Annotated in this window: 29 protein-coding genes, 1 tRNA gene and 7 pseudogenes; 24 read left to right on the top strand and 13 right to left on the bottom strand. The window is 57.3% G+C overall.

Annotated elements, in window-relative coordinates:
* The first annotated feature begins 91 nt into the window (after positions 1-91).
* Both JCM13583_RS06725 and JCM13583_RS06720 read left to right on the top strand, forming a co-directional pair.
* The gene (locus JCM13583_RS06725; protein ID WP_075057134.1) at positions 92-778 is read left to right on the top strand and encodes an APC family permease; all 687 of its coding nucleotides are present in this window, start codon (positions 92-94) and stop codon (positions 776-778) included.
* Positions 732-1,496 carry an amino acid permease gene (locus JCM13583_RS06720; protein WP_075057133.1) on the top strand — a complete coding sequence of 255 codons (765 nt, stop codon included), beginning with the start codon at positions 732-734 and terminating at the stop codon, positions 1,494-1,496. The genes JCM13583_RS06725 and JCM13583_RS06720 overlap by 47 nt, the downstream gene beginning before the upstream one ends.
* On the opposite strand, the gene JCM13583_RS06715 is transcribed toward JCM13583_RS06720, so the two are convergent.
* Positions 1,445-2,131, bottom strand: a complete 687-nt coding sequence (locus JCM13583_RS06715; protein ID WP_075057132.1) for a M48 family metallopeptidase — start codon at positions 2,129-2,131, stop codon at positions 1,445-1,447. The two genes, JCM13583_RS06720 and JCM13583_RS06715, sit on opposite strands and share 52 nt — an antisense overlap.
* Positions 2,132-2,262: 131 nt before the next feature.
* Here JCM13583_RS06715 and JCM13583_RS06710 point away from each other — a divergent pair, with 131 nt between their 5' ends.
* From JCM13583_RS06710 to JCM13583_RS12550, 5 genes and pseudogenes are all read left to right on the top strand, one after another.
* Positions 2,263-2,544, top strand: coding sequence for a hypothetical protein (locus tag JCM13583_RS06710; protein WP_162509543.1), 282 nt, complete (start codon positions 2,263-2,265; stop codon positions 2,542-2,544).
* 539 nt (positions 2,545-3,083) lie between these two features.
* The gene (locus JCM13583_RS06705) at positions 3,084-4,154 is read left to right on the top strand and encodes an MFS transporter (RefSeq protein WP_162509542.1); all 1,071 of its coding nucleotides are present in this window, start codon (positions 3,084-3,086) and stop codon (positions 4,152-4,154) included.
* 606 nt (positions 4,155-4,760) lie between these two features.
* Complete coding sequence (locus tag JCM13583_RS14005) at positions 4,761-4,910, top strand: hypothetical protein (protein WP_171823497.1); 150 nt, start codon at positions 4,761-4,763, stop codon at positions 4,908-4,910.
* Positions 4,911-4,942: 32 nt separating this feature from the next.
* Positions 4,943-5,191 (top strand): hypothetical protein, encoded by a 249-nt coding sequence (locus tag JCM13583_RS06700; RefSeq protein ID WP_075057130.1) that lies wholly within the window; start codon positions 4,943-4,945, stop codon positions 5,189-5,191.
* Positions 5,192-5,194: 3 nt separating this feature from the next.
* Positions 5,195-5,953, top strand: a pseudogene (locus JCM13583_RS12550) (site-specific DNA-methyltransferase).
* 312 nt (positions 5,954-6,265) lie between these two features.
* Here JCM13583_RS12550 and JCM13583_RS06685 read toward each other — a convergent pair.
* The 5 genes from JCM13583_RS06685 to JCM13583_RS06665 all read right to left on the bottom strand — a co-directional run bounded on the left by JCM13583_RS06685 (position 6,266) and on the right by JCM13583_RS06665 (position 8,484).
* Positions 6,266-6,341: transfer RNA gene (locus tag JCM13583_RS06685), tRNA-Thr, on the bottom strand.
* A gap of 99 nt (positions 6,342-6,440) precedes the next feature.
* Positions 6,441-6,692, bottom strand: a complete 252-nt coding sequence (locus JCM13583_RS06680; RefSeq protein ID WP_162509541.1) for a hypothetical protein — start codon at positions 6,690-6,692, stop codon at positions 6,441-6,443.
* On the bottom strand, positions 6,629-7,348 hold the full coding sequence (locus tag JCM13583_RS06675) for a mechanosensitive ion channel (protein ID WP_171823496.1): 720 nt from the start codon (positions 7,346-7,348) through the stop codon (positions 6,629-6,631). The genes JCM13583_RS06680 and JCM13583_RS06675 overlap by 64 nt, the downstream gene beginning before the upstream one ends.
* 252 nt (positions 7,349-7,600) lie before the next feature.
* Complete coding sequence (locus tag JCM13583_RS06670) at positions 7,601-8,269, bottom strand: mechanosensitive ion channel family protein (protein ID WP_075057126.1); 669 nt, start codon at positions 8,267-8,269, stop codon at positions 7,601-7,603.
* Positions 8,266-8,484 carry a hypothetical protein gene (locus tag JCM13583_RS06665; protein ID WP_075057125.1) on the bottom strand — a complete coding sequence of 73 codons (219 nt, stop codon included), beginning with the start codon at positions 8,482-8,484 and terminating at the stop codon, positions 8,266-8,268. Before JCM13583_RS06665 ends, JCM13583_RS06670 begins: the two co-directional genes overlap by 4 nt.
* Positions 8,485-8,663: 179 nt before the next feature.
* On the opposite strand from JCM13583_RS06665, the pseudogene JCM13583_RS06660 reads away from it, so the two are divergent.
* Positions 8,664-10,090: pseudogene (locus tag JCM13583_RS06660) on the top strand (FAD-binding protein).
* Positions 10,087-11,319: a (Fe-S)-binding protein gene (locus JCM13583_RS06655; protein ID WP_075057124.1), complete on the top strand. Its 1,233-nt coding sequence runs from the start codon at positions 10,087-10,089 to the stop codon at positions 11,317-11,319. Before JCM13583_RS06660 ends, JCM13583_RS06655 begins: the two are co-directional and overlap by 4 nt.
* On the opposite strand, the pseudogene JCM13583_RS06650 reads toward JCM13583_RS06655, so the two are convergent.
* The 5 genes and pseudogenes from JCM13583_RS06650 to JCM13583_RS06630 form a co-directional block, all read right to left on the bottom strand.
* Positions 11,306-13,329 (bottom strand): annotated as a pseudogene (locus tag JCM13583_RS06650) (enoyl-CoA hydratase/isomerase family protein). The gene JCM13583_RS06655 and the pseudogene JCM13583_RS06650 sit on opposite strands and share 14 nt — an antisense overlap.
* Positions 13,330-13,668: an SCP2 sterol-binding domain-containing protein gene (locus JCM13583_RS06645; protein WP_075057123.1), complete on the bottom strand. Its 339-nt coding sequence runs from the start codon at positions 13,666-13,668 to the stop codon at positions 13,330-13,332.
* 48 nt (positions 13,669-13,716) lie between these two features.
* Positions 13,717-14,202, bottom strand: coding sequence for a cyclase family protein (locus JCM13583_RS06640; RefSeq protein WP_075057122.1), 486 nt, complete (start codon positions 14,200-14,202; stop codon positions 13,717-13,719).
* Positions 14,203-14,332: 130 nt separating this feature from the next.
* Positions 14,333-14,653, bottom strand: coding sequence for a hypothetical protein (locus JCM13583_RS06635; RefSeq protein WP_075057121.1), 321 nt, complete (start codon positions 14,651-14,653; stop codon positions 14,333-14,335).
* A gap of 54 nt (positions 14,654-14,707) precedes the next feature.
* Entirely contained in the window at positions 14,708-15,373 is a 666-nt protein-coding gene (locus JCM13583_RS06630) for a thioredoxin family protein (protein WP_075057120.1), read from the bottom strand.
* A 113-nt stretch (positions 15,374-15,486) separates the two neighbouring features.
* Here JCM13583_RS06630 and JCM13583_RS06625 point away from each other — a divergent pair.
* The 4 genes and pseudogenes from JCM13583_RS06625 to JCM13583_RS12540 all read left to right on the top strand — a co-directional run bounded on the left by JCM13583_RS06625 (position 15,487) and on the right by JCM13583_RS12540 (position 17,043).
* Positions 15,487-16,210 (top strand): annotated as a pseudogene (locus tag JCM13583_RS06625) (alanyl-tRNA editing protein).
* A gap of 80 nt (positions 16,211-16,290) precedes the next feature.
* Entirely contained in the window at positions 16,291-16,770 is a 480-nt protein-coding gene (locus tag JCM13583_RS12545) for an SDR family NAD(P)-dependent oxidoreductase (protein WP_162509548.1), read from the top strand.
* A gap of 50 nt (positions 16,771-16,820) precedes the next feature.
* Positions 16,821-16,976: a hypothetical protein gene (locus JCM13583_RS14000; RefSeq protein ID WP_171823485.1), complete on the top strand. Its 156-nt coding sequence runs from the start codon at positions 16,821-16,823 to the stop codon at positions 16,974-16,976.
* Positions 16,918-17,043, top strand: coding sequence for an SDR family oxidoreductase (locus JCM13583_RS12540; RefSeq protein WP_171823495.1), 126 nt, complete (start codon positions 16,918-16,920; stop codon positions 17,041-17,043). Before JCM13583_RS14000 ends, JCM13583_RS12540 begins: the two co-directional genes overlap by 59 nt.
* Position 17,044: 1 nt before the next feature.
* Here the strand turns inward: JCM13583_RS12540 and JCM13583_RS06615 are convergent.
* Positions 17,045-17,345, bottom strand: a pseudogene (locus tag JCM13583_RS06615) (L-rhamnose mutarotase).
* A gap of 118 nt (positions 17,346-17,463) precedes the next feature.
* On the opposite strand from JCM13583_RS06615, the gene JCM13583_RS12535 reads away from it, so the two are divergent.
* The 7 genes and pseudogenes from JCM13583_RS12535 to JCM13583_RS12530 all read left to right on the top strand — a co-directional run bounded on the left by JCM13583_RS12535 (position 17,464) and on the right by JCM13583_RS12530 (position 21,331).
* Positions 17,464-17,778, top strand: a complete 315-nt coding sequence (locus JCM13583_RS12535) for a hypothetical protein (RefSeq protein WP_162509538.1) — start codon at positions 17,464-17,466, stop codon at positions 17,776-17,778.
* Positions 17,709-18,365: a (Fe-S)-binding protein gene (locus JCM13583_RS06610; RefSeq protein WP_162509537.1), complete on the top strand. Its 657-nt coding sequence runs from the start codon at positions 17,709-17,711 to the stop codon at positions 18,363-18,365. Before JCM13583_RS12535 ends, JCM13583_RS06610 begins: the two co-directional genes overlap by 70 nt.
* A 4-nt stretch (positions 18,366-18,369) precedes the next feature.
* Positions 18,370-19,519 (top strand): annotated as a pseudogene (locus JCM13583_RS06605) (lactate utilization protein).
* On the top strand, positions 19,512-19,688 hold the full coding sequence (locus tag JCM13583_RS13995) for a hypothetical protein (protein ID WP_171823494.1): 177 nt from the start codon (positions 19,512-19,514) through the stop codon (positions 19,686-19,688). Before JCM13583_RS06605 ends, JCM13583_RS13995 begins: the two are co-directional and overlap by 8 nt.
* Entirely contained in the window at positions 19,685-20,521 is an 837-nt protein-coding gene (locus tag JCM13583_RS06600; RefSeq protein ID WP_162509536.1) for an alcohol dehydrogenase catalytic domain-containing protein, read from the top strand. Before JCM13583_RS13995 ends, JCM13583_RS06600 begins: the two co-directional genes overlap by 4 nt.
* A gap of 2 nt (positions 20,522-20,523) precedes the next feature.
* A complete protein-coding gene (locus tag JCM13583_RS06595; protein WP_075057119.1) occupies positions 20,524-20,760 on the top strand; it encodes a hypothetical protein in 237 nt (78 codons plus the stop codon).
* Positions 20,720-21,331 (top strand): fumarylacetoacetate hydrolase family protein, encoded by a 612-nt coding sequence (locus JCM13583_RS12530; protein ID WP_162509535.1) that lies wholly within the window; start codon positions 20,720-20,722, stop codon positions 21,329-21,331. Before JCM13583_RS06595 ends, JCM13583_RS12530 begins: the two co-directional genes overlap by 41 nt.
* A gap of 330 nt (positions 21,332-21,661) precedes the next feature.
* Here JCM13583_RS12530 and JCM13583_RS06580 read toward each other — a convergent pair whose 3' ends face one another.
* On the bottom strand, positions 21,662-22,294 hold the full coding sequence (locus JCM13583_RS06580; RefSeq protein WP_075057117.1) for a hypothetical protein: 633 nt from the start codon (positions 22,292-22,294) through the stop codon (positions 21,662-21,664).
* Positions 22,295-22,401: 107 nt separating this feature from the next.
* Here JCM13583_RS06580 and JCM13583_RS06575 point away from each other — a divergent pair, with 107 nt between their 5' ends.
* The 4 genes and pseudogenes from JCM13583_RS06575 (at position 22,402) to JCM13583_RS06560 (ending at position 25,023) form a co-directional block, all read left to right on the top strand.
* Positions 22,402-22,785, top strand: a complete 384-nt coding sequence (locus JCM13583_RS06575; protein ID WP_075057116.1) for a hypothetical protein — start codon at positions 22,402-22,404, stop codon at positions 22,783-22,785.
* Entirely contained in the window at positions 22,785-23,090 is a 306-nt protein-coding gene (locus JCM13583_RS06570) for a helix-turn-helix domain-containing protein (RefSeq protein WP_075057115.1), read from the top strand. The genes JCM13583_RS06575 and JCM13583_RS06570 overlap by 1 nt, the downstream gene beginning before the upstream one ends.
* A 45-nt stretch (positions 23,091-23,135) precedes the next feature.
* Positions 23,136-24,275: pseudogene (locus tag JCM13583_RS06565) on the top strand (L-rhamnonate dehydratase).
* A 64-nt stretch (positions 24,276-24,339) separates the two neighbouring features.
* Positions 24,340-25,023 carry a hypothetical protein gene (locus JCM13583_RS06560; protein WP_075057142.1) on the top strand — a complete coding sequence of 228 codons (684 nt, stop codon included), beginning with the start codon at positions 24,340-24,342 and terminating at the stop codon, positions 25,021-25,023.
* Positions 25,024-25,065: the final 42 nt, after the last annotated feature.

Here is a 25,065-nt window from a genome sequence, read left to right as displayed (position 1 = left end):
ATGGCAGGGATGTGCTTCACTTGCTAACGGCTTAGCTGTGTTATGTAAGTCTACTTACAAATAATTAAGTTAACTTCACAGATACCCTGATATGCCCCCCCTTAAGAGCAAGGTGCTCAGGTTCCATGACCTCCTTCCCCCCCTCTCAGTTTCCAGCGTCGCGCCCGCGTTCAGCATTTCAGCATCTCTAGGCGCCCTCTATTCCTACGCTGGAACTCACCTGCTCTTTGTGGTCGTCACGCTCTTCCCATCGTTCTTCATTTCCTCCCTGGCCCTCAGGATGCTCAACTCAATATCCCCCCCAAACGCAGGTGCCTCATACCACTGGGGGGGTAACAGGTTCATAGGGCCAAGGTACGGTTCACTGCAGGCCTGGATAGTCACTCTGGCATACTTCCTCTCGATCCCGCCAATCGTTCTTCCAGCCGCACAGTACACACTCCAGCTACTGCACATACTCGGTCTCAGCACGGGAAGCAGTGGGCTCTTGCTTGCCGTCACCGGGCTGGCATGGATATGCATTTCGTCAGCGATCCTGATCACTGGGGGGGCCAGGCCCACGGCCCTCCTCACACTCCTCTTCCTGCTTGTGGAGGGCTTCATAATAGCCTATTCCTGCCTGGTGGGGCTGGAGGCACTTGGATCGCATGCCTCTGTGAAGGTCAGACCGGAATGGTTCATAGAGCCTACAGCGGGCATCATGCCAGCCTTCCTGGTGGGGGGCCACTATAATGGATGGCTGGGAGATAGACAGCTACGCAGCCGAGGAGGCCATTGAGCCAAAGTACCACCCTGGGAAGACGGGGATCCTGGGCCTCGTCATGGTTACGTGCATATACCTGCTGCTCATGCCTCTCATACTTTCAGAGACTCCAGGTACACTCCTAGCCTCTTCGCTGGACCCGCTCTACACATGGATCAGCACAGTGTCGCCTGGAAGCGAGTTTTCAGTTGTCCTGGCCGTCGTCCTCAGCACCGCCACCTCGCTCTGGCTCACCGCGTTCATTCTCAGCAGGGCCTGGTTCTCACTTGGCAGGGACCGCATATTCCCGAAGGCTTTCGAGAAGACTAACAGGAGGGGCGCACCCATCATACCGGTACTGGTCATGATGGTACCTGTGGCCGCCATAGACTTTGCGGTGAGCCTATCCCCCCCGCACGTCTTCTCTTACTTCTCCGTCCTCCTTGGGTTCAGCGGGCTATTCCTCACGCTGGAGTTCATGTTCGACAACGCGACCTGTGCTTGGGTCTCTGCCAGGAACGGCAGGAGGGTTATGGCTGTGGCAACAGGAGTGAACGCAGCCTTCCTCTGCTCACTGTGCGTATACTACACAGTCTACTCCGGCCTCACGTCTCTTCTGATCCTCGCCCTGTTCATCCCCCACTGCCTTCCTCATACGCAGGGGGGGGTGAGAGGGTTCCGGCTGCAGCACAGTGAGAGCCACTACTTCACTGTTTCCCTGAGCCTCTCTATCCTCTCCCTGAGGCTCGGGTGAGTCCTTGTTGACCTGTCCCCCCCCTCAGGCAGTGAGTTCAGTTCACCCATCCATACCAGGGCGCGTATGAACTCCCTGGCCATTTCCGGATCAGTAGAGAGGAACATGTCGGCCCTGAACTCGCTGGCCCTCCTCACCCTTGGTACAACCACAAGGTAGAAGAAGAGGATTACCAGGAGGGAGACCGCCACCATGACCAGCGATAGGGCAAAGTCAAATGAGGACAGAACGCAGACGGGCGTAAGGAGCGATGCGAGAATGGAGAGTGAGAGGACGTAGAGCTTCAGGCCGTCCCTGTTCACTATGTGGCCCAGCTCGTGCCCAACGACGGCCGTGATCTCGCTCGTGCTCATGGACTCCACCAGTGGCCTTGTCAGGACCACCACCGGGTCTATAAGGCCTATGGTGTATGCGTTTGCACTCCTCGCATTCCTCTGCACAAGTATCTCCGGAAACTTCCTGATCTTGCTGCCCCACCTGTGCATGATATCAAGGAGCAGGGAGGCGTCGAGGGACAGGTAGCTCTGCTTCATCTTCCTTAGGCCCCCCCTCTCCACAAGCACCGGGTATATCGAGTACGCCAGGAGTGCCAGGGCGGAAACGGAGGGCACAGCGACCTTGAGGGCTGTGACCACGCTGGCCCTGCCGGGGGTTCAGCTCAAGGAACGCTGATCCCAGTGCCATGAATATGAGGAGCTTCCACCTCCTGTACACTGATGCCAGGAATGATATCCTGGCATCCCCTCCAGAGGCCCTGGATATCATTATGGAGCCCGCGAGGAACACTGCTGTGCCTGAGGCAAGGAAGATGCCAGCAGAGACGGAGGGGGGGGCAAAGGGCCTCAGGGCCAGGGCTACTGTCAGGAACGATGCCACCGTAACTATATATGCGGAATCCCAGAACAGTGCCACCCTTCCGGTGCTGTTCTGCGATCCGGCATCCAGGGAGCCAGACCCCCCCCTTGGACGCAGGCCATGTACTGATAGCAGGCGTACATCTCAGGCACTTCCGATCCGGCTGGCAGCACCGGGCTCCAGCCATGTCTAATGACATATCGAGAATAAAAATATAACCCTGATGTCGGCTTTCCGGAAAAGAAACACAGGATCCCGGCATTCCGCTGGCAATGGGTTCCAGTTCTGCAGAGGAAACCGCACGTGGAACAGAGGCCTGGCTACGTAAGCGCCTGTGTGAGAGCCACAGGCGCCGGCCGCACATGGCCCCCCCGGGAGGCCATGCGGTCTTCCTATATATAATATATCTTGACTATATATTCTCCGAATTTATTGGGAGCATGTTTATAGTTTAAGTGTCAATCCCACACTGTATGCCTGAGATCGAACGGACAGATAGTATACTGAAACTGGCAGATACCGCCCCCACTGGGAGGTTCCACCTGAGGGCAGTACTGGTGGCCAGCATGGGCTTCTTCACAGACGCCTATGACCTCTTTGCGGTTTCAACTGCACTGCCCCTGATAGTCAGTGTGTTCGGCGTGACGAACCACTTCACACAGGGCCTGATCGGGGGGGCAGCCGCACTTATAGGGGCTGTCATAGGTGCACTGGTGTTCGGGAGGATAGGGGATGTTATGGGGGAGGAAGTACGTCTACGGCTTCGAGATGGCGATCCTTGTGGCCTTCGCGGTCCTCTCCGCCCTCTCGAACAGCGTGTTGATGCTGATAGCAACGCGCCTTATTCTCGGCATAGGTGTGGGTGGTGACTACCCGATCAGCTCCACGATCATGAGCGAGTACTCGAACATCAGGAGCAGGGGGGGTAAGATGGTGCAGGCGGTGTTCGCCATGCAGGGTTTCGGCCTTCTCCTCGGGGCCGCAATCGGTATCCTGTCCATACACGTGCTCCCTGCCGCTGAGTCCTGGAGGCTCATGCTCGGGTTCGGTGCCATACCGGCTGCATCGGTCATATACCTGAGGAGGAAGATAAGGGAGACGCCAAGGTATTCATTGCACACAAGGGGGGGAGACGTGGCGGAGGCAAAGAAGGCCATTGAAGACATAGTGGGTTCCACTGTCGGGACCGGCGGCAGTGGGACGGCACCGGGAAAGGTCCGCATGTCAGCGCTCTCAAAGTATGCAGCCCTCCTGGTCGGCACAGCGGGCAGCTGGTTCCTCTTCGACATGGCCTTCTACGGCACGTCCATAAACAACTCGATAATATTCAGTGCCATGGGCTACGGCTCCGCTGCGAACCCTGTTATCTCTGCCCTCCACACAGCAGTGGGGAACATGATCATCGCGGCGGCCTTCGAGATACCTGGGTACTGGATCGCCTTCGGCCTCATTGACAGGGCCGGAAGGAAGCTCCTCCAGTGGACAGGCTTCGGCATAATGGGAGCCATATACCTCACGTTCGCCATCGCCTATGCACCACTGAAGGCTGACCTCCCGCTGTTCCTGGGCATGTACGGCATGTCCTTCCTGTTCGGCAACATAGGGCCCAACTCCACCACCTTCATACTCCCAACCGAGCTTTTCCCCACACAGCTCAGGACCACAGCACACGGCATATCCGCAGGTTCAGGAAAGGCAGGAGCAGCAATATTCACGTTCGCGCTACCGTCACTGGAGGCGGCCTGGGCCTCAACGGTGTCTTCGCAATGCTCTCAGCCTTCTCGCTTGTGGCGGCAGCCATGACCATACTGCTGATCAGGGAGACAAAGGGGGGGAAGAGCCTGGAACAGGCAAGCCAGCAGAGCACCATCGCATCCTGAAAGGATGCCGTGGTGCCTTTTGAGACTTCGAACCGACTTTTCAAATTTTCTGCTCTTACTGATGGTGCATTTATCTTAGCATGGGGGGGGAGAATGCCCTGTTTTGTCCCATACGTGCAGGCGGTCCTGATCTGCTCGGCACATTCCCCCTAGGAAAGCACGTTCCGGACCGCGTAATGTTAAGCGTCCACGGGGGGGGCTAAAGAGTACAGGTTGCTGGAGGCCCCCAGGGACGCTCGGCCAGCGCAGAGACTTACCGGCATGGACTGAGAGTGTGCACCCTGTTCGAAGGCAAGTAAGGGGGGGTTACGGCTGCAGGCCATTGAAAAATGCCCCCTGGGAAATGCCGGGCCCTTTGTGGCATCTGCGCCTGTAATGACCGTGGGACAGGTCGTGCCTGGAGCAAACTGTTTAAGTGGGTGGCTGGGCTAACGGCGGTAGCAATGGGCATTGGGACTGGATAGAAAGCCCTGAGAGATACCCCTAAGGGGGGGCTGAGTGCATACGGTTCACGGGTGAAGGTGTGCAGATGGCGCAGGAGGAGGAGTTCAGGGTCCTGTCTGTGAGGTATGAGAAGCGTTCATTCGCTGATCAGGAGATCATAGGATCAATTAACAGAACCTTCAGGGGGGGCAAACTCATGCTTGAGCCTCAGGCGATGATCTCAGGATCTACCTGAGGGAAATAGACCTGGAAGAGTTTGAGAGGTACGTGGAGAGCGCCGTCAGGGAGTTCAACTACGGTAGAGACAACATCTTTTACAGCGTGCTCGAAAAGATACGATCTGTAAGGAGTTACGGCATTCGGGCAGGGACAAGGATATATGCGGGCTACGACAGGGAAAGGAAGGTGGTGAACAGAAAGGAAAAGGCCAGGAGGAGGCACATTCATTACTACGCAGAGGCTCCAGCTTCTCAAGGAAGAGCAACGAACTGCCGCCTGAGTACATGGACAGGATAGTATGTGGGGGATTCCGAGGAGGTGCTCAGGAACTTCCCGGATAACTCAGTGGACCTGGTCTTCACCTCACCCCCCCTTACAACTTCGGCCTGGAATACTCCGATACCCAGGACGATGTGGACTGGAACGAATACTTCGATAAGCTCTTCAGGGTTCTATCCGAGTGCATAAGGGTCCTGAAGTACGGCGGGAGGATAGTCATAGATATACAGCCCCCCCTGTTCTCAGACTACATACCGGCCCACCATATAGTATCCAACTTCTTCATGAAAAAGAAGATGATATGGCGCAATGAGATCCTGTGGGAAAAGAACAACTACAACTGCAAGTACACGGCATGGGGGAGCTGGAACAGCCCCCCCTCGAGCCCGTACATGAAGTACACATGGGAGTTCCTTGAGGTCTTCTCCAAAGGGGGGGACATCAGGAAGCCAAGCGAGAACAGGGCATCGGACCTCACAGGAGAGGAGTTCAAGAGATGGGTCTACGCAAGGTGGAGCATAGCGCCAGAGCGCAACATGGATCAGTTCGGGCACCCAGCCATGTTTCCCGAGGAACTGGCCATGAGGGTCATCAGGCTCTTCAGCTTCAGGGGGTGACGTGGTGCTTGACCCCCCCTTTAACGGTGCCGGTACCACCACAAAGGTGGCAAAGATGTACGGGAGGCACTACGTTGGCATAGACATTTCCGCAAAATACTGCGAGATCGCGGAGAGGAGGATAAGGGAGATACCGGAGTTGGGTCAGGAAGAGGGTAATTAAACTTCCATAATCCCCCAGGTCACCTATTTCTTGGGCTGTCACAGGCCTGAGGCCACGCATGAGGGGGGGCACTGACGCCACAAAAGGTTGGTGCGCCTGCAGACCAGATCCTGCGGGGGGGCACGTTTCCAGGTGCGTGCTCGTTCAGTACCTCATGAAGAAGGCATTTCCCAAGAATCTGCTGGCCTAAGGCCAGTGGGGGGGCCCACGGTGGATTGTCGGCTGGCCCATACTCAGGCTGCCCACTTAGATGGCACCCCCCCAAGGGTGACGAGATCACAGGCCTTATGCAGTGAGACCATCTTAAGCGCAAGCCACCGGAGGGATTTGAACCCCCCCCGACCTGCTGATTACAAGTCAGCTGCTCTACCGCCTAAGCTACGGTGGCACGCCGTGCCTAATCCTTAGGACAAAATAAACCTTTCAATGCTTACTGCGCTGGCTGTGTGCCACTTCCAGGCCTCAGGGCAACAGGTGTGGGGCTGCCCTATCCACCTGTCCTCAGGGGGGGCTCGATGGCCGTGATGAGCTTCTCGAGAATCTTGCTCCTCACCGCCGATGGGCTCGGGTTCCTGAACTTGCCCTTCACCAGGATCACATAGGTGTTGAGGGTCGTCTCGTCAACCTCTATTGTGATTGGCTCTAGGGCCTCCTCAAAGTTCTCAAGGGCCTTCCTCACCCTCTCCTTGACCAGCGAGACGTCAAGGTACTTCGGCACCTCGTACCTGACCTGGACCACAGGCTCCTTGGTGATGTTCCTGAAGGCACCCTGGTCAGCACGTTGTTCGCTATCTTCACCACCTCGCCACCATCCGTTACGAGTGTGGTGTAGTTGATGCTGATGTCCTCAACGGTGCCAACGAAGCCGTTGTTGTAGAGGAAGTCGCTCGAATAGTACTTCGGGGGGGCGATGACACCATAGGCGATGCTGAACTGCCAGGCGTGTATCCACACCCTGTCCCCTATCTTGAAGGGCTTCGTGATTATGATGAGGAGGCCCGCAAACTGGTTCGCGAGCACGCTCTGGGAAGCCAGGCCAATGACGGCGGCCAGGAACGTGCTCCCGAGGATTATGGATGATACGTTTATTCCCAGGGCGGCCAGTATGGCAAGGGCCATGACAAAGTAGCCGATCATCCTCACCACGAAGATCACTGGGTGTACCCTTGTCCTACCCAGGATTCCTGTGAGAGTGGAGTTTAGGTAACTGACCAGTATCCTCACAGAGAGGTACGCCACCAGGGCCACCGCAGCTGCATCTATGAACCTCGAGTACCTGGGCGGGACCCTGTGAAGTATGAACGATAATACGTACACGAGGACGAATATTATGACCAGCAGCACGACGAGCTGCCAGAATGCCCTAAGGTAAGCCCTTCTCCTTGTGCTGTCCATACCACCACCGATCATCCACTGTTGAGGCCCATGGGCCTGGCCCTAAAACCCTCCATCACGGCCATCGCCCTGTTCATGGCCTGCTCCCTCATGTCTCCCCAGAGCCTTATCAAAATCACGTACGTATTCAGTGTTGTCTCATCTATGAGTATTTCAGCCCTGTTCTCCCCCCATCCTGGATGCCAGCACAGAGTGCGCCTTCCAGAGAGGATCTCAGTTTAACAGGGTCAACGCTCTTCGGTACCTCGTACCTTATTGCCGAGGCCCTGGCCTTCCCCCCCAGGAGGCTACAGCGCCGTACACCATGTTGCCGTTCGGTATCACGGTCAGAGTCCCGTCAGCGGACTGCAGGTACGTGTAGTTCAGGGATATGTTTACAACCCTTCCCCCCCTGACGCCCTGCGAGTACATGCCGTCTGATGAAAAGTACTTGGGTGCGATCACGGGATACTGGAAGGTCATGTAGTTGCTGCCCGATGTTGCGGTCGAGATGAACACATCGTCTCCCACCCGGAATGGCCTGGCCACCTCAATCATTAGGCCTGTGAGCAAGTTTGACAGCACACTCTGGGTTGCAAGGCCCAGGACAGCGGCCAGGAACGCGCTGCCGAGTATGACCTGGTAGACGTTTATGCCGAAGAGAGACAGGACCGCCGCTGCCATCAGGAAGTAGACCACGCTGTCCAGTATGAATGTGGCGAGGGATGCGCCGCTCCCGCCTATGGCCCTGCCCGCCATGCCACGCACCACGGGCCTGAGGGCCCTGAGAACGACGATAGAAGAGGCCACCACAAGGGCTGCGTCCAGGTAAACTATATACCTTCCCGGGATAACTGTAACGATCCTCGCATAGTAGTAGAGGAATGAGGCGATTACCGCAAGGGCCAGAACGAGGTATGCGATCCTTGTGCCCGGGCTCATCTCACTCCTGCCCCCTCCAGCGCTATGAGGAGGCATTGCCCTGATGGTATGCAAGTCACGACCCTCTGTTCCTCGTTCCTGATCATGAAGATGCCCTGGTCAAACCCCCCCACCAGTGTGCCCCCCCTGAAGTACATCTCGGGTGTAAGGCTCTCCTGGTACTGCCCGAGGATCAGTGCACGTACCCTGCGGCCGATGAGGTCGCTGACGTTCATCACCTCTTGAATCCCGCATTGTATAAAAGCTAGTGAGCTGCCAGGCCGCTCCCTGGCCGAGAGGTGGAGAAGAGAGGGGCTTTCGGTGGTTACCTTAGAAACAGTTCCAGAGAATGCAGGAACTGTATGCAACGCCATATGAGAAATGTAAAATCCCCGGAAAACATGTTAAATGCAGGATGCCCGGCATATCTTCACTTAAGGCAGAACTCGGAGACGCCATCATCACTGATGAGAAGGAGATGATACCTTACATGAGCGATGCCTCTTACTTTCCGGGGGGGCAGATGCCAGAGGCCGTGTGCATACCAAATACCGTGGATCAGGTCTCCAGGATCCTGAGGTTCTGCAACGACAATGACGTGCCGGTTGTCGTGAGGGGGGGAGGCGGAACATCACTGACCGGCGCCTCGATACCGGTTGAGGGGGGGAGCGTCGTCCTCAGCATGGCCAGGTTCGACAGGATACTGGAGATCAGGACCGATGACAAGTACGCGGTTGTCGAGCCTGGCGTGAGGCTAGACAGGCTTAACAGCGAACTCTCCAGGTACGGGCACTTCTACCCGCCGGACCCCGCCAGTTCCATGGCTGCCACCGTTGGCGGTAGCATCTCGACCAACGCGGGTGGCCTCAGGGCAGCGATGTACGGGACTACGAAGAACTGGGTGCTGGGGGGGCTTGAGGTGGTCATACCGAACGGTAAGGTGCTCTGGCTCGGGGGGGGAAAGACACTGAAGAGGACGTCCGGCTATGACCTGACAGCCCTTTTCGTTGGATCAGAGGGGGGACGCTTGGTGTGATCACGAAGGCTGTCCTCAAGATCTGGCCCCTTCCCGAGGCCAGGGGGGGCAGGATATCCGCTTACTTCGACAGGATAGAGAGCGTTGGTCTCGCAACTGCGGAGCTGAAGAAGAGGGGGGAAGGTGCCTATGATAGCGGAGTTCCTTGACCGCATAGCGATGGACTCGCTGGAGCACACCAGGGTATAAGGTTCCCACAGGACGCAGAATACCTCCTGCTGGTGGACATAGCTTCCACGAGGGAGAGCCTCAAGAGGGAACTTGAGGAGGCAGTGGGGGGGATCATAGGGGGGGAGTTCTCACCGAGCCAGATAAGCTACACCACAGACCGGGAGGAGATGGAGAGGATGTATGCGGCCAGGAAGGGCGCATACTCATCGCTCCTCGAAGAGAGGAAGGACAGTTCAGAGAGGGTCATAATCGGAGACGTTGTGGTCCCGGCCAGCAGGCTGCCGGAGGCGCTCAGGAGGATAAGGGACCTGATAAGGGAGAGGGGGGGCTTCAGGGCCTCCCTCTTCGGGCACATCGGGGGGGACGGGAACATACACATTAACCTCTACGCCGACCCCGGGAAGAGGGAGGTAATGGAGGAAGTGGACAGGTTACAGTTGGAGATCGGGAGGATAGCGGTCAGCCTTGAGGGCTCAGTCTCTGCGGAGCACGGGATAGGGATGGAGAAGATCGGGCTGCTGAGGGAGGAGCTCAGGATGAGGGATTCCGAATACGTCATCGACATCATGAGGGCAATCAAGGCCACCTTCGATCCAAAGGGCATCCTCAACAGGGGGGGGAAGGTGTTTCCTTGAACGTACTTGAGGAACTGGTCAAGGAGAGTGAGAGGTGCATCAGCTGCGGATTCTGTGAGAGCGTGTGCCCGACATACAGGGCATCGGGCTACAGGGCAGCCATGGGTGCCAGGGGGGGCAGGGTGATAATTGCAAGGGAGATGGTGAGGGAGAAGAGGGAGAAGGGTTCTGTATCGCCAGGATACGCTAATTCCTTCTATTCCTGCCTGGACTGCTTCGCCTGCCTTCAGGTCTGCCCAGCAGGTGTGAATGCCGGCAGGGTTAGCGAGCTGGCCAGGGCAGTGCTGGTCGAGGGCGGTGGCAGGGAGAACAGGAAGAGGGTCGGAGACATGGTCGTGAGGCTGACGATGAGGTACAGGAACCCCATAGGCGCAGATTTCAGCGATGAGGGCGAAGGCGATGGCGACACGCTGCTCTACACTGGAAGGATGTACCAGACAATGGGCTACAGTAAGGTGCTCGTGGAGCTCAGGAAAAGGCTCGGCGAGAAGGCCACGGAGAGGAATGCTGGCATAGTGGCACGCATGCCTTTCCTCATCAGGCTCCTGAGGCAGAGGCCTGATGAGGAAGTCGATAGGGAGATGCAGGCCTCCGTGGAGAGCATAAAGTTCCTGCTGAGGGAGGCCGGTGTGAAGTTCAGGTTCCTGGGGGGGTCTAGCGAACCTTACCCCGGCACGTTCCTCTATGACCTGGGCTACTACGGGGAGTTCAGGACGTACGCGAACTCCGTGTGCGATGAGTTCAGGAAGATGGGCATAAGGAGGATAATAGTGACCGACCCGCACACCTACGACCTGCTGTTGAATGCGTACCCGAAGTTCGTGGATCGTTTTGACTTCGAGGTCACATACTACCTAGACCTCCTCAGCGCCCTTGAGTTCGAGCAGGACGAGGAGGTTGTTTTCCACGAGCCCTGCCACTTCGTCCTGCACATGGACTACCGTGGGGGGGCGCACATTGCGCTTTCAAAGGCCGCCAGGGTGAAGCTGCCGCCGAGGAGCGGCAGGAACGTCTTCTGCTGCGGAGGGCCGGACGAGCTCCTCTTTCCGGAGATGGCGGAAAAGGTGTCGGAAGAGAGGTACAGGGAGCTCTCTGAGGCGGGGAACGGCAGGATAATCACAGCATGCCCAATATGCTTCAGCAACCTAAAAAAAAGCGAGAGGGTTGTGGATATATCCGTCTTCCTTAAGGAAAAGTTGAAGGTGAGGGCCACCGTCAGCGGCCCTTGAACTCAGGCTTCCTCTTCTGGAGGAACGCGGAGATGCCCTCCTTCAGGTCCTCGGTACCGTACAGCATGCCCATGGCCATGGCCTCCATTTCAAGGCCGCTGTCATAGGCCACATCGGCGCCCCCCCTGTTGACCAGGCGCTTGGCCGCTGCTGCAGCCACAGGCGAGACCCTGGAGGCTAGCTCGGATGCGAGCTTCACCGTCTCCTCGTCCACACTCTCTGGCGGGAAGACCCTGTAGATCAGGCCGTCCGCCACAAGCTCGCTTGCACCCCCCCTCCTGTCCCCCCCGGTCAGGATGTACTGCATGGCCCTCGATATGCCCACAAGCCTGGCAAGCCTCTGCGAGCCGCTCCAGCCCGGCACGAGGCCAAGCGTGACCTCCGGGAAACCTGCCACTAGGTCCTCTGAGGCGACCCGCAGGTCGCAGGAGAGCGAGAGCTCGAAGCCTCCACCGAGGGTGTAACCCTTCATCTCCGCTATCGTTATCTTTGGGATCTCCTGCAGCAGCTTGTAGACCCTCTCACCCTTCCTCGAGGCCTCCATGAAGTCCACTGGCCCCCCCGAGAAGTACTGGGTCAGCTGCGCTCCTGCGGACGTGTTCTTTCCCTCGCCGGTGATGATGATCGAGACGACCTCCCTGTCGTTCCAGAGCCTGTTCAGTTCCTCCTCCAGTTCCGTCAGTACCTCGTGGTTGATCAGGTTGTTCCTGGTGTTCGATATCATTATCCTGGCCACCCTGCTGGAGGGCCTGTCCACCTTAAGGTACTTCGCAGCTGTCCCAACCCCCCCACCACCTGCTTCAGCTCTCTCCTCTTTCTTCTCCTGAGCTGCCGGCTTTGACTGTATGATCTCCCTCAGCCTGCCCTCCGCTATTGACTTTGCCGGGGCGAACACGTCCACACCGAACGTCTCGTGCAGCTTCTGGAGCTTGGCCCTTATCTCTGCGTTCGTTAGGCTTGAGGCAACCGAAATTGGGCCGAATGGCCTGTTCATGCCCAGCTTCACTCCAGCCTCTATGTCTTCCGGAGAGGATATGGCGTCCTCTATGAGCTTGACCGCCTCGTTCACCTCGAGGGCAAGCACGTCGAGGAGGTCAATGTTCTCTGCTGCTTTGCCTTTGGTACCTGCCCTGTGGTCCTTCCACTCGTAGAACCCCCCCCTGCCTGTCTTGGCACCCAGCATGCCCTTCTCCACCATACTGTGGAAGAGCCTGCACTTGCCATAGTCAGGGCTCAGTGTCCTGGCGTAGTAGTCAAGGGAGTGGACGACAGTGTCTATGCCGACGTAGTCCATGAGCTCGTACGGCCCCCCCATGGGGGGCCCCCCCTGCCCCCCCCTGGCAAACGCATCAACCTCCTCCGGCTTGGCCATGCCCTTCTCCAGGAGGAGGCAGAAGAACAGTGACTCCGGCGCATTCACCCTGTTGACCACGAAGCCAGGCGTGTCCTTCATGACCCTTATGGGCGTTTTCCCTATCTTCTCCACTATCCTGTACGCATTCTCAAAGGCCTCGTCCGATGTCTTCTCCCCCCCTTTATGACCTCAACCAGCTTGAGCACCACGGGCGGGTTGAAGAAGTGCATGCCCACCACCCTCTCCGGGTGCCTGAGGCCCTCGGCTATGGACGTTATCCTGATGTTGGAGGTGTTCGATGCAAGTATGACGCTGCTTCCCGTGAGCTCGTCCAGCTGGGAGAAGACCTTCTTCTTCAGTTCCTCTATTTCCGGTACGGCCTCTATGACGATGGACGCCCCCCCCTCCACCGCTTCCCTCACCGTGCCCACGAAGGATATCCTTGAGAAAACCTGCTCCGCAGCCTCCTGTGTGATCTTTGAGGACTTCACAAGGCGCGAGAGGCTGTCCCTTATGGAGACCTTGGCCTTCTCCAGGGCCTCAGGGTAGGCATCAGTCAAGCCGACATGGTAGCCTGCCAGGGCGAATACCTCCGCTATGCCGTGCCCCCCCATGGTGCCGGCGCCTATCACCGCAGCCTTCTCAGGCATGTACATTCACTTCCTGTACTTCCCGACTATGCTCGTCAGCTTCTGGGCAGAGAATATATCGCCTGACACCCTGAGCTTGCCCTGCATGAACGCCGCAACCGCATCCACCTTGCCGTTGAAAAGGTCTGTCAGGAGTGCATCCGTAGCTGAAATTGTAGCGCTTGGGGGGGACTGTGCCTCTCCGTCGTTGAGGGAGACCTTACCGTTCTCGATCTTGACATAGAAGGGCGAGGCATCGGACACCTTGAACTGGAACGTCTTGTTGAAGCCCGAGAGCTCCTTCTCACCGATACCGCTGCTGTTCACCTTCTCCACTATGCTGGCAAGAACGTCTCTGGAACCCATGCATGGAGATACAAATAAGGTTATATCAAATTTTATCTAAATTGTAATTTAGATAATCATGAGACCGCAACGGGCGCAACCGGTGAGGCTGTGCCACCCCCTTATGGCAGGGGGTGAGCAGAGGAACAGGAACTCATAGACCCTGTCCCTTGAGACCTCGTCTAGCTTCATGTTGTCTATCATCCTTATGCCGCTCTTCGCGATGAGGTACTGGTGCACAGGGAGCCTGGCCCCCCCCTCGATCTCCGCAGGCTCCACCTCCGTCGACGGCACGTCCGCACCAACGACAGAGACATGGAGGGACGCAAGGTACTTGGCCAGCTCGTACCCGACGCCCGGCGATGATTCGTAGTATGTGTTGTATTCAGAGGGGGGATTCTCCCAGAGCCTGGAGATCCCAGTGTGGAAGAAGACCGCGTCTCCCGCCTCTATGCTCAGGGAGTGGTCCCTCAGGAACCTCTTCGCCTCGTCCACAGTGATTGCGTGGCCTTTCTCCAGAATGTCCACGCCAAGGGCCGATGCGACATCCACCATGATGCCCCCCTGGTGACGATGGGCGGCGTTTTGTCTATTCCAAGGCGTGTGGTGCCCTGTGTGCCGGTGACGTCGAAGGCATCTATGCCGTTGTAATATCTGTTGCCAACCGCTATGTGGTTCAGTGCGTCTATGTGAGTCCCCCCGCGTGGTCGCTCATCTCGAGCCTCCCGAGAGCGCCACCGAACCTGTTCACCGCCGGTTTCCTGAAAGGCGGTCTGTGGTCGTAGACCCTCTGGGAAATGAGGTAAAAGAAAGGTCCATGGAACTGTGTCCTTCCGGGCATGCCGTTGTATATCTCATGTGCTAGCCTGTAGACCCTGCCCCTCTTCGGGATCGAGAGGGCCCGCAGGACCTTCCTCTGGTCCACGAGGTTCAGGGTGCCCATCTCGTCGCTCGCGCCGAACTCTGAGGGGAACCAGCCGTCCCCCCCTTCGTACCACTCAGGCATGTGGTATTAAAGTGGAATGGGGGAATAAAAAAGTGTTTTTTTCTGTTTCCGCCCTTATGCGTTCTCGTAGGCTTCCTTCACGTACTGGGCAAACTGGTCGTCCGGCAGGGCACCGACGAACTGGACCTCGTCATTTATCACGACGTGCGGCACGCTCGATACCCCCCCTACCTCCTCGGCCTCACTCTCGAACTCCAGCGATTCGATCATCTCGCCGGTTATGTTCTTATTGAGTATGGCGAACTTGTGCGCTGTTCCCACTGCCCTCGGGCAGTACGGGCATGTGGGTGTCACGTACACCTTTATCTTTATGGGCTTGTCAATCTTCGATATCACTTCCAGTGCCTTTGACGAGACTGGCGCCTCGCCCCCCCTGGACACGTTCTTTATGTCCTCCACCAGAGACCCGAACTCATAGCCAGAGGGCAGGCCGTAGTACTTTATCCTCCCGTCCTTCTCTCCGCTCTTTGCCACCACCACAGCAGGGTACTTCGTGACCCCCCCGTACTCCTCCCTCGCCTTCTCATCGCTGAAGTCATAGACTATAAGGTTGATCTTGCTGTTTATGGATGCGAGCTCCTTTCCGATCTCAACGGTCTGCTCGCAGTACTTGCAGTCCTCGGAGTCGCTCTTGAAAATGACCAGGTCAACCTTGTCCTTCAGGTACTTCTCAAACTCCTCTGACAGGTACTTCCTGTCCTCATCCCTAATCAGAGCCATGTGTGAAGCATTTCATTTCAGTATAAAAAACTTGTTAATCATAATTGTTGATTTATGTTTAGGAATATCCCTCAGTATGAAAGTATTTCTTGGATGTACGTGTACCCTGTGGTATGACGCGCAGGCTCTTCTGGGAAGACCCGTACATGAAGGAGTTCAATGCACATGTCCTCTCTGTTTCAGAAGATGGAGTGGTGCTTGACGCCACCGCCTTTTACCCCCCCACTGGTGGGGGGGGCAGCCCAACGACACCGGCAACCTCTCCTTCAACGGCACCACTGTGAGGGTTGTGGACGTTGTGAAACAGGGCGATGACATCTTGCACCTGCTGGATGGGCCTGCACAGTTCAGTGCTGGTGCGGCTGTGCACGGAACGATAGACTGGGAGAGGAGGTACGCCCACATGCGCTACCACACTGCCATACACATAATAGATGGCATAGTGGCAACAAGGCATTCATCGCAGGGCATGCTCACAGGTAGCCAGATATACCAGGACAGGGCCAGATTTGACATCGATGTTGAGGACTTCACCAGGGAGTTCGTGGAGAGTGTTGTGCAGGAGCTAACCAGGTAACGCACGAGGACCACAGGGTTTACCAGAGGCTGATCAGCAGGGAGGAGGCCCTGAGGATGCCTGGCCTGGCGAGAACTGAGCCCGGGAAGGAGCTGCTCAACAGCCTGGAGACCGTGAGGACAATAGTGATTGAGGGCCTGGATGAGCAGGCAGACGGTGGCACGCACGTCTCGAACACCAGGGAGGTCGGGACTATCAGGGTGACGAAGATACAGAGCAAGGGCAAGAGGAACAAGAGGGTGGAGTTCGTGCTTGAGTGAACTGTACATTTCTGGACAACTGTTTTTACCCACCTACTCCTTCCATTGCCGTGGCTCACCGTTTTGAGGGTAAGAAGGCCATTGTGACCGGTGGCTCTCGTGGAATAGGTAGGGCCATTGCAATAGGCCTGGCCCGTGAAGGTGCCGATGTATGCATCGGTTATTCTTCCTCAGAGAAGGAGGCGGCTGAAGTTGTGAGAGAGGTGCAGGGGGGGCTCGGAAGGAAGGGTTACATGGTTCGTGTGGACCAGGCCAACCTGGATGAGGCTGTCCCCTTTGCTGAGAGGTGTATCTCACTCCTGGGCGGTGTGGACGTGCTTGTAAACAACGCCGGCATCTGTCCATTCAAGCCATTCTTCGAGATAGACAAGGACCTCCTGGTGAAGGTCATGAACGTCAACTTCCTGAGCCACTTCCTCATTACACAGGTTGTCGCGAGGCACATGGTATCGCACGGGGGGGTGAGGGGGGGCAGGATACTCATGATAAGCTCCATAAGTGCCCACGTTGGGGGGGGCTGCTTCAGACACACTACACCCCCCCAACTAAGTCTGCACTGAACGGCTGGTGCACTCCCTGGCCATAGCACTGTCCCCCCCACGGCATACTGGTGAACTCCCTGGAACCAGGTACCATAGTGACTGACATAAACAGGGAAGACCTGAGCGACCAGGAGAAGAGGAGGTACATGGAGAAGAGGACTGTGCTTGGGAGGCTCGGGGGACCCGGAGGACATGGTGGGCCCAGCACTCTTCCTACTTTCTGACGAGAATACCTACACCACGGGCACCTCCCTGCTCTCCGACGGTGGCATGCTCGTGAACCTCCAGTAGGTCAGTCCATATGGAAGACCTCATCGTAGTTGCCCGGAAAGTCATCTCGCCTCACTATGATGTCCCCCATGTGCTCCTGCCACCTCCTGTTCACACTGCTGCGGGAGAGGTATTCAAGAGTACTCTGAAGGTCATCGCACTCCCAGTACCCGAATACCTCGTTGCCACGCATGAAGATGGAGTAGTTCCTCACACCTGCCCTGGAAAGTTCCCCCTATGAGCTCGGGCCAGACAGCCCTGTGCCTCTCCCTGTACTCTCCCTCGGAACCCTCACGCACCCATATCCTGAAGAAGAAACGCATGGAACCTGGATCGCGAGGTGCTATAGAACCAAGCACCCAGAAGGATACGTACGGTATTCGTGCCACTGTACGGCAGGGTATTATCCCCCCCATCTTGTCATGTCATGGTGGTGCTGGAATGGTTGACCTGCAGTCCGTCATGAGGCAGAGGGAGGCCGTGAGGAACGTGATGTTCTCCTACCTGATGGAACAGATGGTGCCCTTTCCCTTCAACAGGGAGCAGATGAGCTCCTGGGCCTCAGACATTCCGAGGGGGGGAGGGGAGTGCATCATCTACACCTCTTACATGTACCAGATGGCCGGCCTCTTCAGGAAATACGAGGAGATGCTGCCCAGGTTCGTGCAGCTTGGGGCACGCAGTACATGGTCTCGCTCAGCAGGTTTTTCTTCAGGCCAGAGAAGGAGGACGTGGACAGGGCCTTCCGGATACTGAGGAACATCTCAGGGGGGGCGCTGAGGGCATCAGGTGTGCAGTTCGGGTACCTCTATGAGGAGGAGCCATACAGTGGTGGCCTCCTCCTTGAGCTTGGGATGCTGGACGAGTTCAGGGAGTACGGTATGAAGCTGGCCTCCTTCTTCCACTCCAGGGGGGGTGTGAAGAGGATAATAACCGTTGATCCGCACACGGCCAATGCCCTGAACAGGCTGAGGTCGCTCGTCGGCCTCGAGGCAGAGGTAATTCCCTATCTGAAACTCATTAAGCCCCGCATCTCCGGAAGGTTTGCCATCCATGATTCATGCCTGTATTCCAGGCACCTGGGTATGAGGGAAGATATAAGGGCAATGATGAGGACCGCAGGAGCGGAGGTCGTTGAGGACCAGATCGTGACCTCCCGCTCGGGAGCGGTCTGCTGTGGTGCACCCCTGGGGGGGCCACTGAGCACAGACCTCTCGGACAGCATAGCCAGGCACAGGGCAGAGTCCCTGGGCCGCCTGGGCACGCAGGTTATCTCCTTCTGCCGTTCTGCGAGGGCAGCCTGCAGAGGAACGGCCTCCAGACAAGGGACTTCGCTGAGGTGATATGATGGGGGGGCAGTGGGATGTGGCCATTGAGAGGGCGCTCCAGAACAATATACCAAGGGTGGAGCAGATACTGAGCGAGAACCCGTACATACTGGACCTGGCAAGGGAGATCAGGGAAACGAAGCTCGCGGTACTGGAGCACCTGGATGATTACGTGCAGAAGACTATCAGGGCTGTGGAGAGGACTGGCGGGAGGGCCTACCTGGCCAGGGACGCTGAAGAGGCCAGGAAGATCGTTGACGATATAATAGGAGAAAGGAAGAGGGTCGTGTTTTCGAAGAGCAACGTCGCCTACGAGGTCGGACTCCGGGAGCACCTTGTCTCTAGGGGGCTGGATGCCTGGGAGACCGACCTGGGAGAGTACCTTATACAGCTCACTGGCGAGCCGCCGGCACACATAGTCTTCCCCCCCGCGCTCCACATGCCCAAGGAGGCGGTGGGAGATCTGCTGAACAGGTTCCTCAACGGAGCTGTGAACTCTGGTTCCACGCACGAGGAGATGGTGGCGGCCGTCCGCAGCTTCCTTATGGAGAAGTACATGAAGGCGCAGGTCGGCATCACAGGCGCCAACGCGGTTGCGGCCGATACCGGGTCGGTGGCGCTACTCGAGAACGAGGGCAACATAAGGATGGATACTGTTGTGCCCGAGGTGCACATAGCCATCACGGGAATAGACAAGATCGTGCCCACGCTGCACGATGCAATGAAGGAGCTGATAGTGCAGGCGGCGTACGGTGGCCTGTACCCGCCCAGTTACATAAACATAAGCTCCGGGCCAAGTTCAACTGCGGACATAGAGCTCAAGAGGGTCTCGCCTGCCACAGGGCCCAGGGAGTTCCATGTGATACTGCTGGACAACGGGAGGAGCATGGCAAACAGGGACCCGGGACTGAGGGAGGCCCTCCTGTGCATAAAGTGCGGGAGGTGCTACTTCTCCTGCCCAGTCTACAGGGTGATGGGTGCATCCTGGGGGAGACCCGCCTTACGGCGGCCCCCCCATGGGCGCGATGTGGTCCGCCATTATTAAAGGTGACTACAGGCAGGCAAACCTCTGCACACACTCCGGGGGCTGCAGGGATGTCTGCCCTGTTGGGATAGACATACCGAGGGTGCTGGAATACATAAAGTGGAGGAGTGTTTCGCATGAATAGGTCTCTCGTATGGACAGACATAGGGAAGATGGAGGTGCGGGGGGGACTTGAGACCCCCCCGCCCCTCCGTGATGGCTGGGTCCGGGTGCGCTCGGAGTTCTGCGGTATCTGCGGTTCTGAACTATCGGCGTTCCTAGGACAGAACGAGCTGAGGAGCCGCCGTCCGTGATGGGCCATGAGTTCGCGGGCGAGGTGGTTGAGGTCTCTGGCAGTGTGGACAGGTCACTCGTAGGACAGAAGGTGGCTGTGAACCCCCTCGTATCCTGCGGGAAGTGCAGGTACTGCCGCTCTGGCCTGAGGAACCTGTGCATTGAGAGGGAGATAATAGGGGTGAACTACCCGGGTGGCTTCGCGGAGACCGTCGATGTGCCTGCCTATTCCGTCTACAGGGTCAGGGACACTCTGAACGGCTCCTTCAGCGAACCCCCCCTGGCAACAGCCCTCAGGGCCGTGAGGAAGAGCGGGATCGAGCCTGGGGGGGACCGAGTTCTCATAATAGGGGGGGCCGGTACAATAGGCCTCTTCGCTCTCGAGCTGGCCAGGAAGGCCGGCGCTGACATTGTTGCTGTGGTGGAGAAGAACGCAAAGAGGGCCATGATAGCCAGGGAATGGGGGGGCGCAGACCTCTCACTGCCGCCAGAGGCCCTCCAGGACAGGGACTTCGACGTGGCCATAGACGCCGTTGGCTTCTCCTCAACGAGGAGGATGGCCGTAGAGAGGGTCAGGAGGGGGGGTGGCACCGTCGTGTTCCTGGGCCTCCATGAGCCAAAGGCGGAGGTGAACGGCAACTCCATCGTCAGGGACGAGGTCAGCATCTCCGGCTCCTTCTGCTACTCTGACGAAGACTTTAGTAGGGCAGTTGATATGATCAACCGTGGCACGGTCCTCAGGGAAAGTTCCTGGTACAGGGTAGAGGCCCTTGAGAACGGCCAGGATGCATTCAGGAGAATGCTTGCCGAAGACGCAGATGTCTCCAAGACCGTGCTGAGAGTGGAGGGATAGGCTTGAAACTTGGTACAGTGAGAGTGAAGGGGGGGAAGAGTGAAGCCGTCATTGTGAAGGGGGGAGAGCTATACAGCATCAGCGATGCCGCCAGGGACCTGGGCATCAAAGGACACATACGCTCAGTGAAGGACGTTGTGCAGCTAGACGGCAGGCTTAGGGAAGTCATCATCGAGCACAGCGAAGGCTTCAGGATCGATGGTAGCCCGGCCATGCAGGCCCCCGGTCCAGGGCCCTGACAAGGTGATACTGGCAGCGATAAACTACAAGACGCACGCAAACGAGCAGTCCTTCAAAGGCATGGAAGACCCGTTCTTCTTCACAAAGTTCCCCAGCTGCATATCCGGCCCGGAAGACCCCATAGTGATACCGAGATCGTCCAGCATGGTGGACTACGAGATAGAATTGGCCCTTGTGATAGGGAAGAGGAGCAAGTACGTGAGCGAGAGGGAGGCCATGGACAGCGTGTTCGGCTACATGGTGCTCAACGATGTGAGTTTCAGGGACTACCAGCTAGGGAAGGACCTTAAGAGCCCGCCCCCCACTGGGCCACAACTGGGTGATGGGCAAGGCCATGGACATGGCTGCACCCACCGGCCCTGTCCTGGTGACCTCGGACGAAATAGGCGACCCCCTATTCGCTGCAGATGGAGCTCAGGGTCAACGGGAAGACCAGGCAGAAGGCTTCCACCGGGGGGAGATGGTCTTCAAGATAGACAGGATGGTCTCTTACCTGTCTCAGGGGATAACGCTCCTGCCCGGCGACATAATCTCTACAGGGACGCCGGCCGGGGTCGCCGCCTTCACTGACAGGAACTTCCTCAGGGCAGGCGATGTGGTGGAGGCAGAGATATCGAAGATAGGAAGACTGCGCAACCCGGTCAGGAACGAGTGAGGGAATCTGCCGCCTTAACCAGGCGGTACCCCTCAGACCTGGCCCTTTCCACCGTAGCGCGGTCAGGAACACTGTGGGCTCCCTGAAACCCGCCCTTTCTATTATGCCGGCACCTGCCATGGCCTCCCTCACCAGGTATGGAAAGGAATCGAAGTGCTGGAGCAGCAGGCTGTGATAGACTGAAAGGACGGAGAGCACTTCCCTGGCATCCCTGTCCCTGCCAGAGAGGTGGAGGTCAAGGGCCCTCATGAGGAACGGTGCAGACAGTGGGTCGGGCATGCAGCCATGGAAACCCATAGCCAGCTCTTCGATGAATGAGGAGCCGAACCTGCCTGAGAGGAGAGGCACCCGGCTGGATAGGAGGTCTGCGATCCTCCTCTCCTCCCCAGGGATGCCTCCACCTTCAGTGCACAGATTCGGCCAGTCCGCAGCATGCCTTCAAGAGTGCTCCCCTGTGGCACTGAACCGTAGACCTGGAGGATGAAGGGCGCGCCTGAGCGCTCAATGATTTTCATGGATATATCATAGACTCTCTCTTCCTCGCTGCGAAGCGGGGGGGACTGCACGGGCGAGTTCACTACGTAACCTGATACCTTATACCCTGCCAGAGCCCCCATGATCCTGAGGGAGGAGTTGTACGAGGATGCGGATACGTTAACGTAAATTGAAAAGCTGGTGCCGAAGGTGCGTGCAATATGCCTTGCCGTGAGGACGCGTTCGTGGTCCGCCAGCTTGTAGTACTCACCTCCGATCATGTGGATGGCAGCATTCCCCACACCGTTCTCGCGGAGCCAGGAGAAAATCCCACCGTAACAGTCGCAGGCCACCTCACCGTCCTCGGAGAAGAGTGTTGGTATGGCGGGTATTACCCTGTCCATGGCTGCACATCGGTTGTAGATAAAAGTTCTGCGTACAGAAAGGTATGGATAGGGTAGTATATGCCGGTGAAAAGATATTTAACAAAAACATGTGTACATGTGAGGATATGAGATTCAATATTCCACAGGACGAGGGGTTCGCAATCATCAACTTCACCATCACGCACGAGGACTGCTGGACAAACCTCATAGCGTCATACAAGGCACAGATCACAACTCTCTACACGAGATCAGATCCTGAGAAGGACAACATATACGGCATCATACAGCTGCGGCTGAGAAACTCGTCCGACCTGAGGCCCCTGCTAAGGTCGATAAGGAAGAGCGACACACTTTACGATGTCATCTCAGTCTCGAGGGTGACCGACGAGATCTTCAAGCTGAACATAAGCGAGAGGTTCCACGGCATGGTATCCGGCATACTGAACTCTTATCCAGTTATTATGAGGACGGACCTGGTTGAGGGGGGGGCCTTGAGAACATATCCATAGTGGTAGAGAAAAATTTCGTCAGTGACATAAGGAGCAGGCTGGAAAGGCTGGGAGAGGTGAAGAGGTTCGTCTCCAGGGAGATCGACCCCAGGTCCATGGTTGGAGTTGCCATGGTGCTCACGCCCCAGGAGAGGGAGGTCGTCATGAAGGCGCTGGACAGCGGGTACTACGACATACCCAAGAGGGCACACCTCGAGGACCTGACCAGGGTAACTGGCCTGTCCAAGGCGACGGTTGAGGAATACCTGAGAAAGGCGGAGCGCAAGATCATGATGAAGGTCCGGGACACACTGAAGTGTTCCTAACATTTATGGATGCCACTTTATTTTTTGCATTCCCCTGAAGTCAGTATGGAGAGCCTCAAGAGCACAGGCCTGAAGATCAGCGGCCTATCAGTGGAGAGGGTTGAGAGGGCCACCCAGCCCGTGTATCCTTATGTGAAGCCCACAGACCCTTACAAGGATTTCCTGGGCGAGGTCTCGCCGGTGGACGCTGCGCTGATGCACGAAGTTGCGTTCCTGAGACTGGGGCTGGAGGACGGGTCTTACAGCCTCATGGCTGTATCCAGGCAGGTGGCTGACTTTGCCATGGGAATATCGCACCTCCTGAAGGGAGGGAGGCCAGCGACATCAAGGCGACCTGGGACATGCTCTACAGGTACACACTGCCCGTTGGAAGGGCGGGCCTTGCCATGCATGCCCTGAGCGCCATCAATGTCCTCATGTACGATGCGCTCGCCAGGAGCCTGTCCGTCCCGGTGTACACACTCCTGGGAGGGCCAACCAGGGAAAGGATACGGGCCTATGCGAGCCACCTCCACCCCCTGCCAAAGGATGAACTGGAGAAAGAGGCGCTGGGCTACGTGGAGGAGGGCTACAGGGCGATGAAGATGAGGTTCATAGCCGGTCCAGCCGACCCCTTCGGTGTGGAGAAGAACCTGGAGCTCCTGAAGACGGTGAGGGAAGCCATAGGGTATGACATAGAACTCGCCGCGGACGCCTGGATGTCGTGGAACGTGAACTTTGCCGAGAGGATGCTGAGCAGGGCGGAGAGGTACGAATTGTCATGGATGGAGGAGCCCCCCCTCCTCCCTGATGATTTTGAGGGTTACAGGTACCTGACGAGGAGGGTAGGGACAAGGATTTCTGCAGGGGGAGCACCACTACCACGTGTACGATTTCCTGAGGCTCCTGCAGTCAGGTGTCAGGATACTCCAGCCCGACGCCCTGTGGGTCGGTGGAATCACGCCAATGATGAAGGTCGCCGCACTCGCAGAGGCCTTTGGTGCGGTCGTGATACCGCACACCAGCAACATATACAACCTCCACTGCATAATCTCAGAACCGGTGCACGTCACACCCATGGCTGAGTACCTGACAAAGTACAGGGAGTGGCTGGAGCAGCATGCTGTGAACCTGCCGAAACCGCATGGAGGCTTCATAACCCTCTCCAGGGAACCGGGCTTCGGAGTGAAGTATGACTTCGAGTGACACATTCCACGTGAAGATATTCAAGGTGGGAAGGTGCCAGGTGCCGGGCCCTGAGGTGACTTGGATGAGGGGGTGGGACACCTGGGAGGAGCTTCACTTCCACATGGTGCTGGCCTACAACGATTCCACGAACTTTCTGATCAACACCGGCCTTCCTGAGGACCTGAGCGTGAGGAACAGGGAGATGGTACTCTTTGCAGGCGAAAGGGCGGTCTTCGAAGCACGGGATTCTGTTTCCATGCTCAGTGCTGCAGGCTTCAGGCCGGAGGAGATAAGGAACCTGAGCGTCACACCCATACAGGACTACACCGTTGGCAGGATGGCGGAGTTCAGGAATGCCAGGATATTCCTACCAAAACGTGGGTGGGTAGAGGATGTGGTGGCGCAGGAGGATGCTGAGATCAAGAACAGGGATCTGTTCATGCCGCCGGGAGTCCTGAGTTACATAATGTTCGAGGCCCGTGAACGCCTCGTTATCTATGAGGATGTGGATAGCGAGCTGGTACCCGGCATCAGGGCCATACAGGTCGGGTGCCACCACAGGTCGAGCGTCATCTTCGTGGTAAGGACGCCGGCCGGCGAGGTCGCCTTCACTGATGCGGCGTTCAAGAGAAAGAACGTGGAGACGATGAGGCCCATAGGGATTGCGGAGGACCTCAGGGAGTGCCTGAGGGCTTACAGGATGCTGAAGGGCATGAGGTTCTTCGCCCTGTACGATCCGGACACACCGGAAGGCGACATTGCTTAGCCAGTCCAATTTAAGGTGGAAAACAGAGCCGCCAACCCCCCC

It is taken from the genome of Thermogymnomonas acidicola JCM 13583 (assembly GCF_001316105.1).
Lineage (GTDB): Archaea > Thermoplasmatota > Thermoplasmata > Thermoplasmatales > Thermoplasmataceae > Thermogymnomonas > Thermogymnomonas acidicola.
Note: the sequence above shows the minus strand (reverse complement) of the source record. Positions and strands in the feature narration are given on the sequence as shown.

Coding starts and splice junctions, on each gene's coding strand:
- JCM13583_RS06720 (WP_075057133.1), top strand. CDS start 732: ATGGATGGCTGGGAGATAGACAGCTACGCAGCCGAGGAGGCCATTGAG.
- JCM13583_RS06675 (WP_171823496.1), bottom strand. CDS start 7,348: ATGGACAGCACAAGGAGAAGGGCTTACCTTAGGGCATTCTGGCAGCTC.
- JCM13583_RS12530 (WP_162509535.1), top strand. CDS start 20,720: ATGGTAGCCCGGCCATGCAGGCCCCCGGTCCAGGGCCCTGACAAGGTG.
- JCM13583_RS06710 (WP_162509543.1), top strand. CDS start 2,263: ATGGAGCCCGCGAGGAACACTGCTGTGCCTGAGGCAAGGAAGATGCCA.
- JCM13583_RS12535 (WP_162509538.1), top strand. CDS start 17,464: ATGGTTGACCTGCAGTCCGTCATGAGGCAGAGGGAGGCCGTGAGGAAC.
- JCM13583_RS06580 (WP_075057117.1), bottom strand. CDS start 22,294: ATGGACAGGGTAATACCCGCCATACCAACACTCTTCTCCGAGGACGGT.
- JCM13583_RS06670 (WP_075057126.1), bottom strand. CDS start 8,269: ATGAGCCCGGGCACAAGGATCGCATACCTCGTTCTGGCCCTTGCGGTA.
- JCM13583_RS13995 (WP_171823494.1), top strand. CDS start 19,512: ATGAATAGGTCTCTCGTATGGACAGACATAGGGAAGATGGAGGTGCGG.
- JCM13583_RS06645 (WP_075057123.1), bottom strand. CDS start 13,668: ATGGGTTCCAGAGACGTTCTTGCCAGCATAGTGGAGAAGGTGAACAGC.
- JCM13583_RS06705 (WP_162509542.1), top strand. CDS start 3,084: ATGTTATGGGGGAGGAAGTACGTCTACGGCTTCGAGATGGCGATCCTT.
- JCM13583_RS06725 (WP_075057134.1), top strand. CDS start 92: ATGCCCCCCCTTAAGAGCAAGGTGCTCAGGTTCCATGACCTCCTTCCC.
- JCM13583_RS06560 (WP_075057142.1), top strand. CDS start 24,340: ATGAGGGGGTGGGACACCTGGGAGGAGCTTCACTTCCACATGGTGCTG.
- JCM13583_RS06665 (WP_075057125.1), bottom strand. CDS start 8,484: ATGAACGTCAGCGACCTCATCGGCCGCAGGGTACGTGCACTGATCCTC.
- JCM13583_RS14005 (WP_171823497.1), top strand. CDS start 4,761: ATGGCGCAGGAGGAGGAGTTCAGGGTCCTGTCTGTGAGGTATGAGAAG.
- JCM13583_RS06630 (WP_075057120.1), bottom strand. CDS start 15,373: ATGGCTCTGATTAGGGATGAGGACAGGAAGTACCTGTCAGAGGAGTTT.
- JCM13583_RS06575 (WP_075057116.1), top strand. CDS start 22,402: ATGAGATTCAATATTCCACAGGACGAGGGGTTCGCAATCATCAACTTC.
- JCM13583_RS06635 (WP_075057121.1), bottom strand. CDS start 14,653: ATGCCTGAGTGGTACGAAGGGGGGGACGGCTGGTTCCCCTCAGAGTTC.
- JCM13583_RS06640 (WP_075057122.1), bottom strand. CDS start 14,202: ATGGTGGATGTCGCATCGGCCCTTGGCGTGGACATTCTGGAGAAAGGC.
- JCM13583_RS06610 (WP_162509537.1), top strand. CDS start 17,709: ATGGTCTCGCTCAGCAGGTTTTTCTTCAGGCCAGAGAAGGAGGACGTG.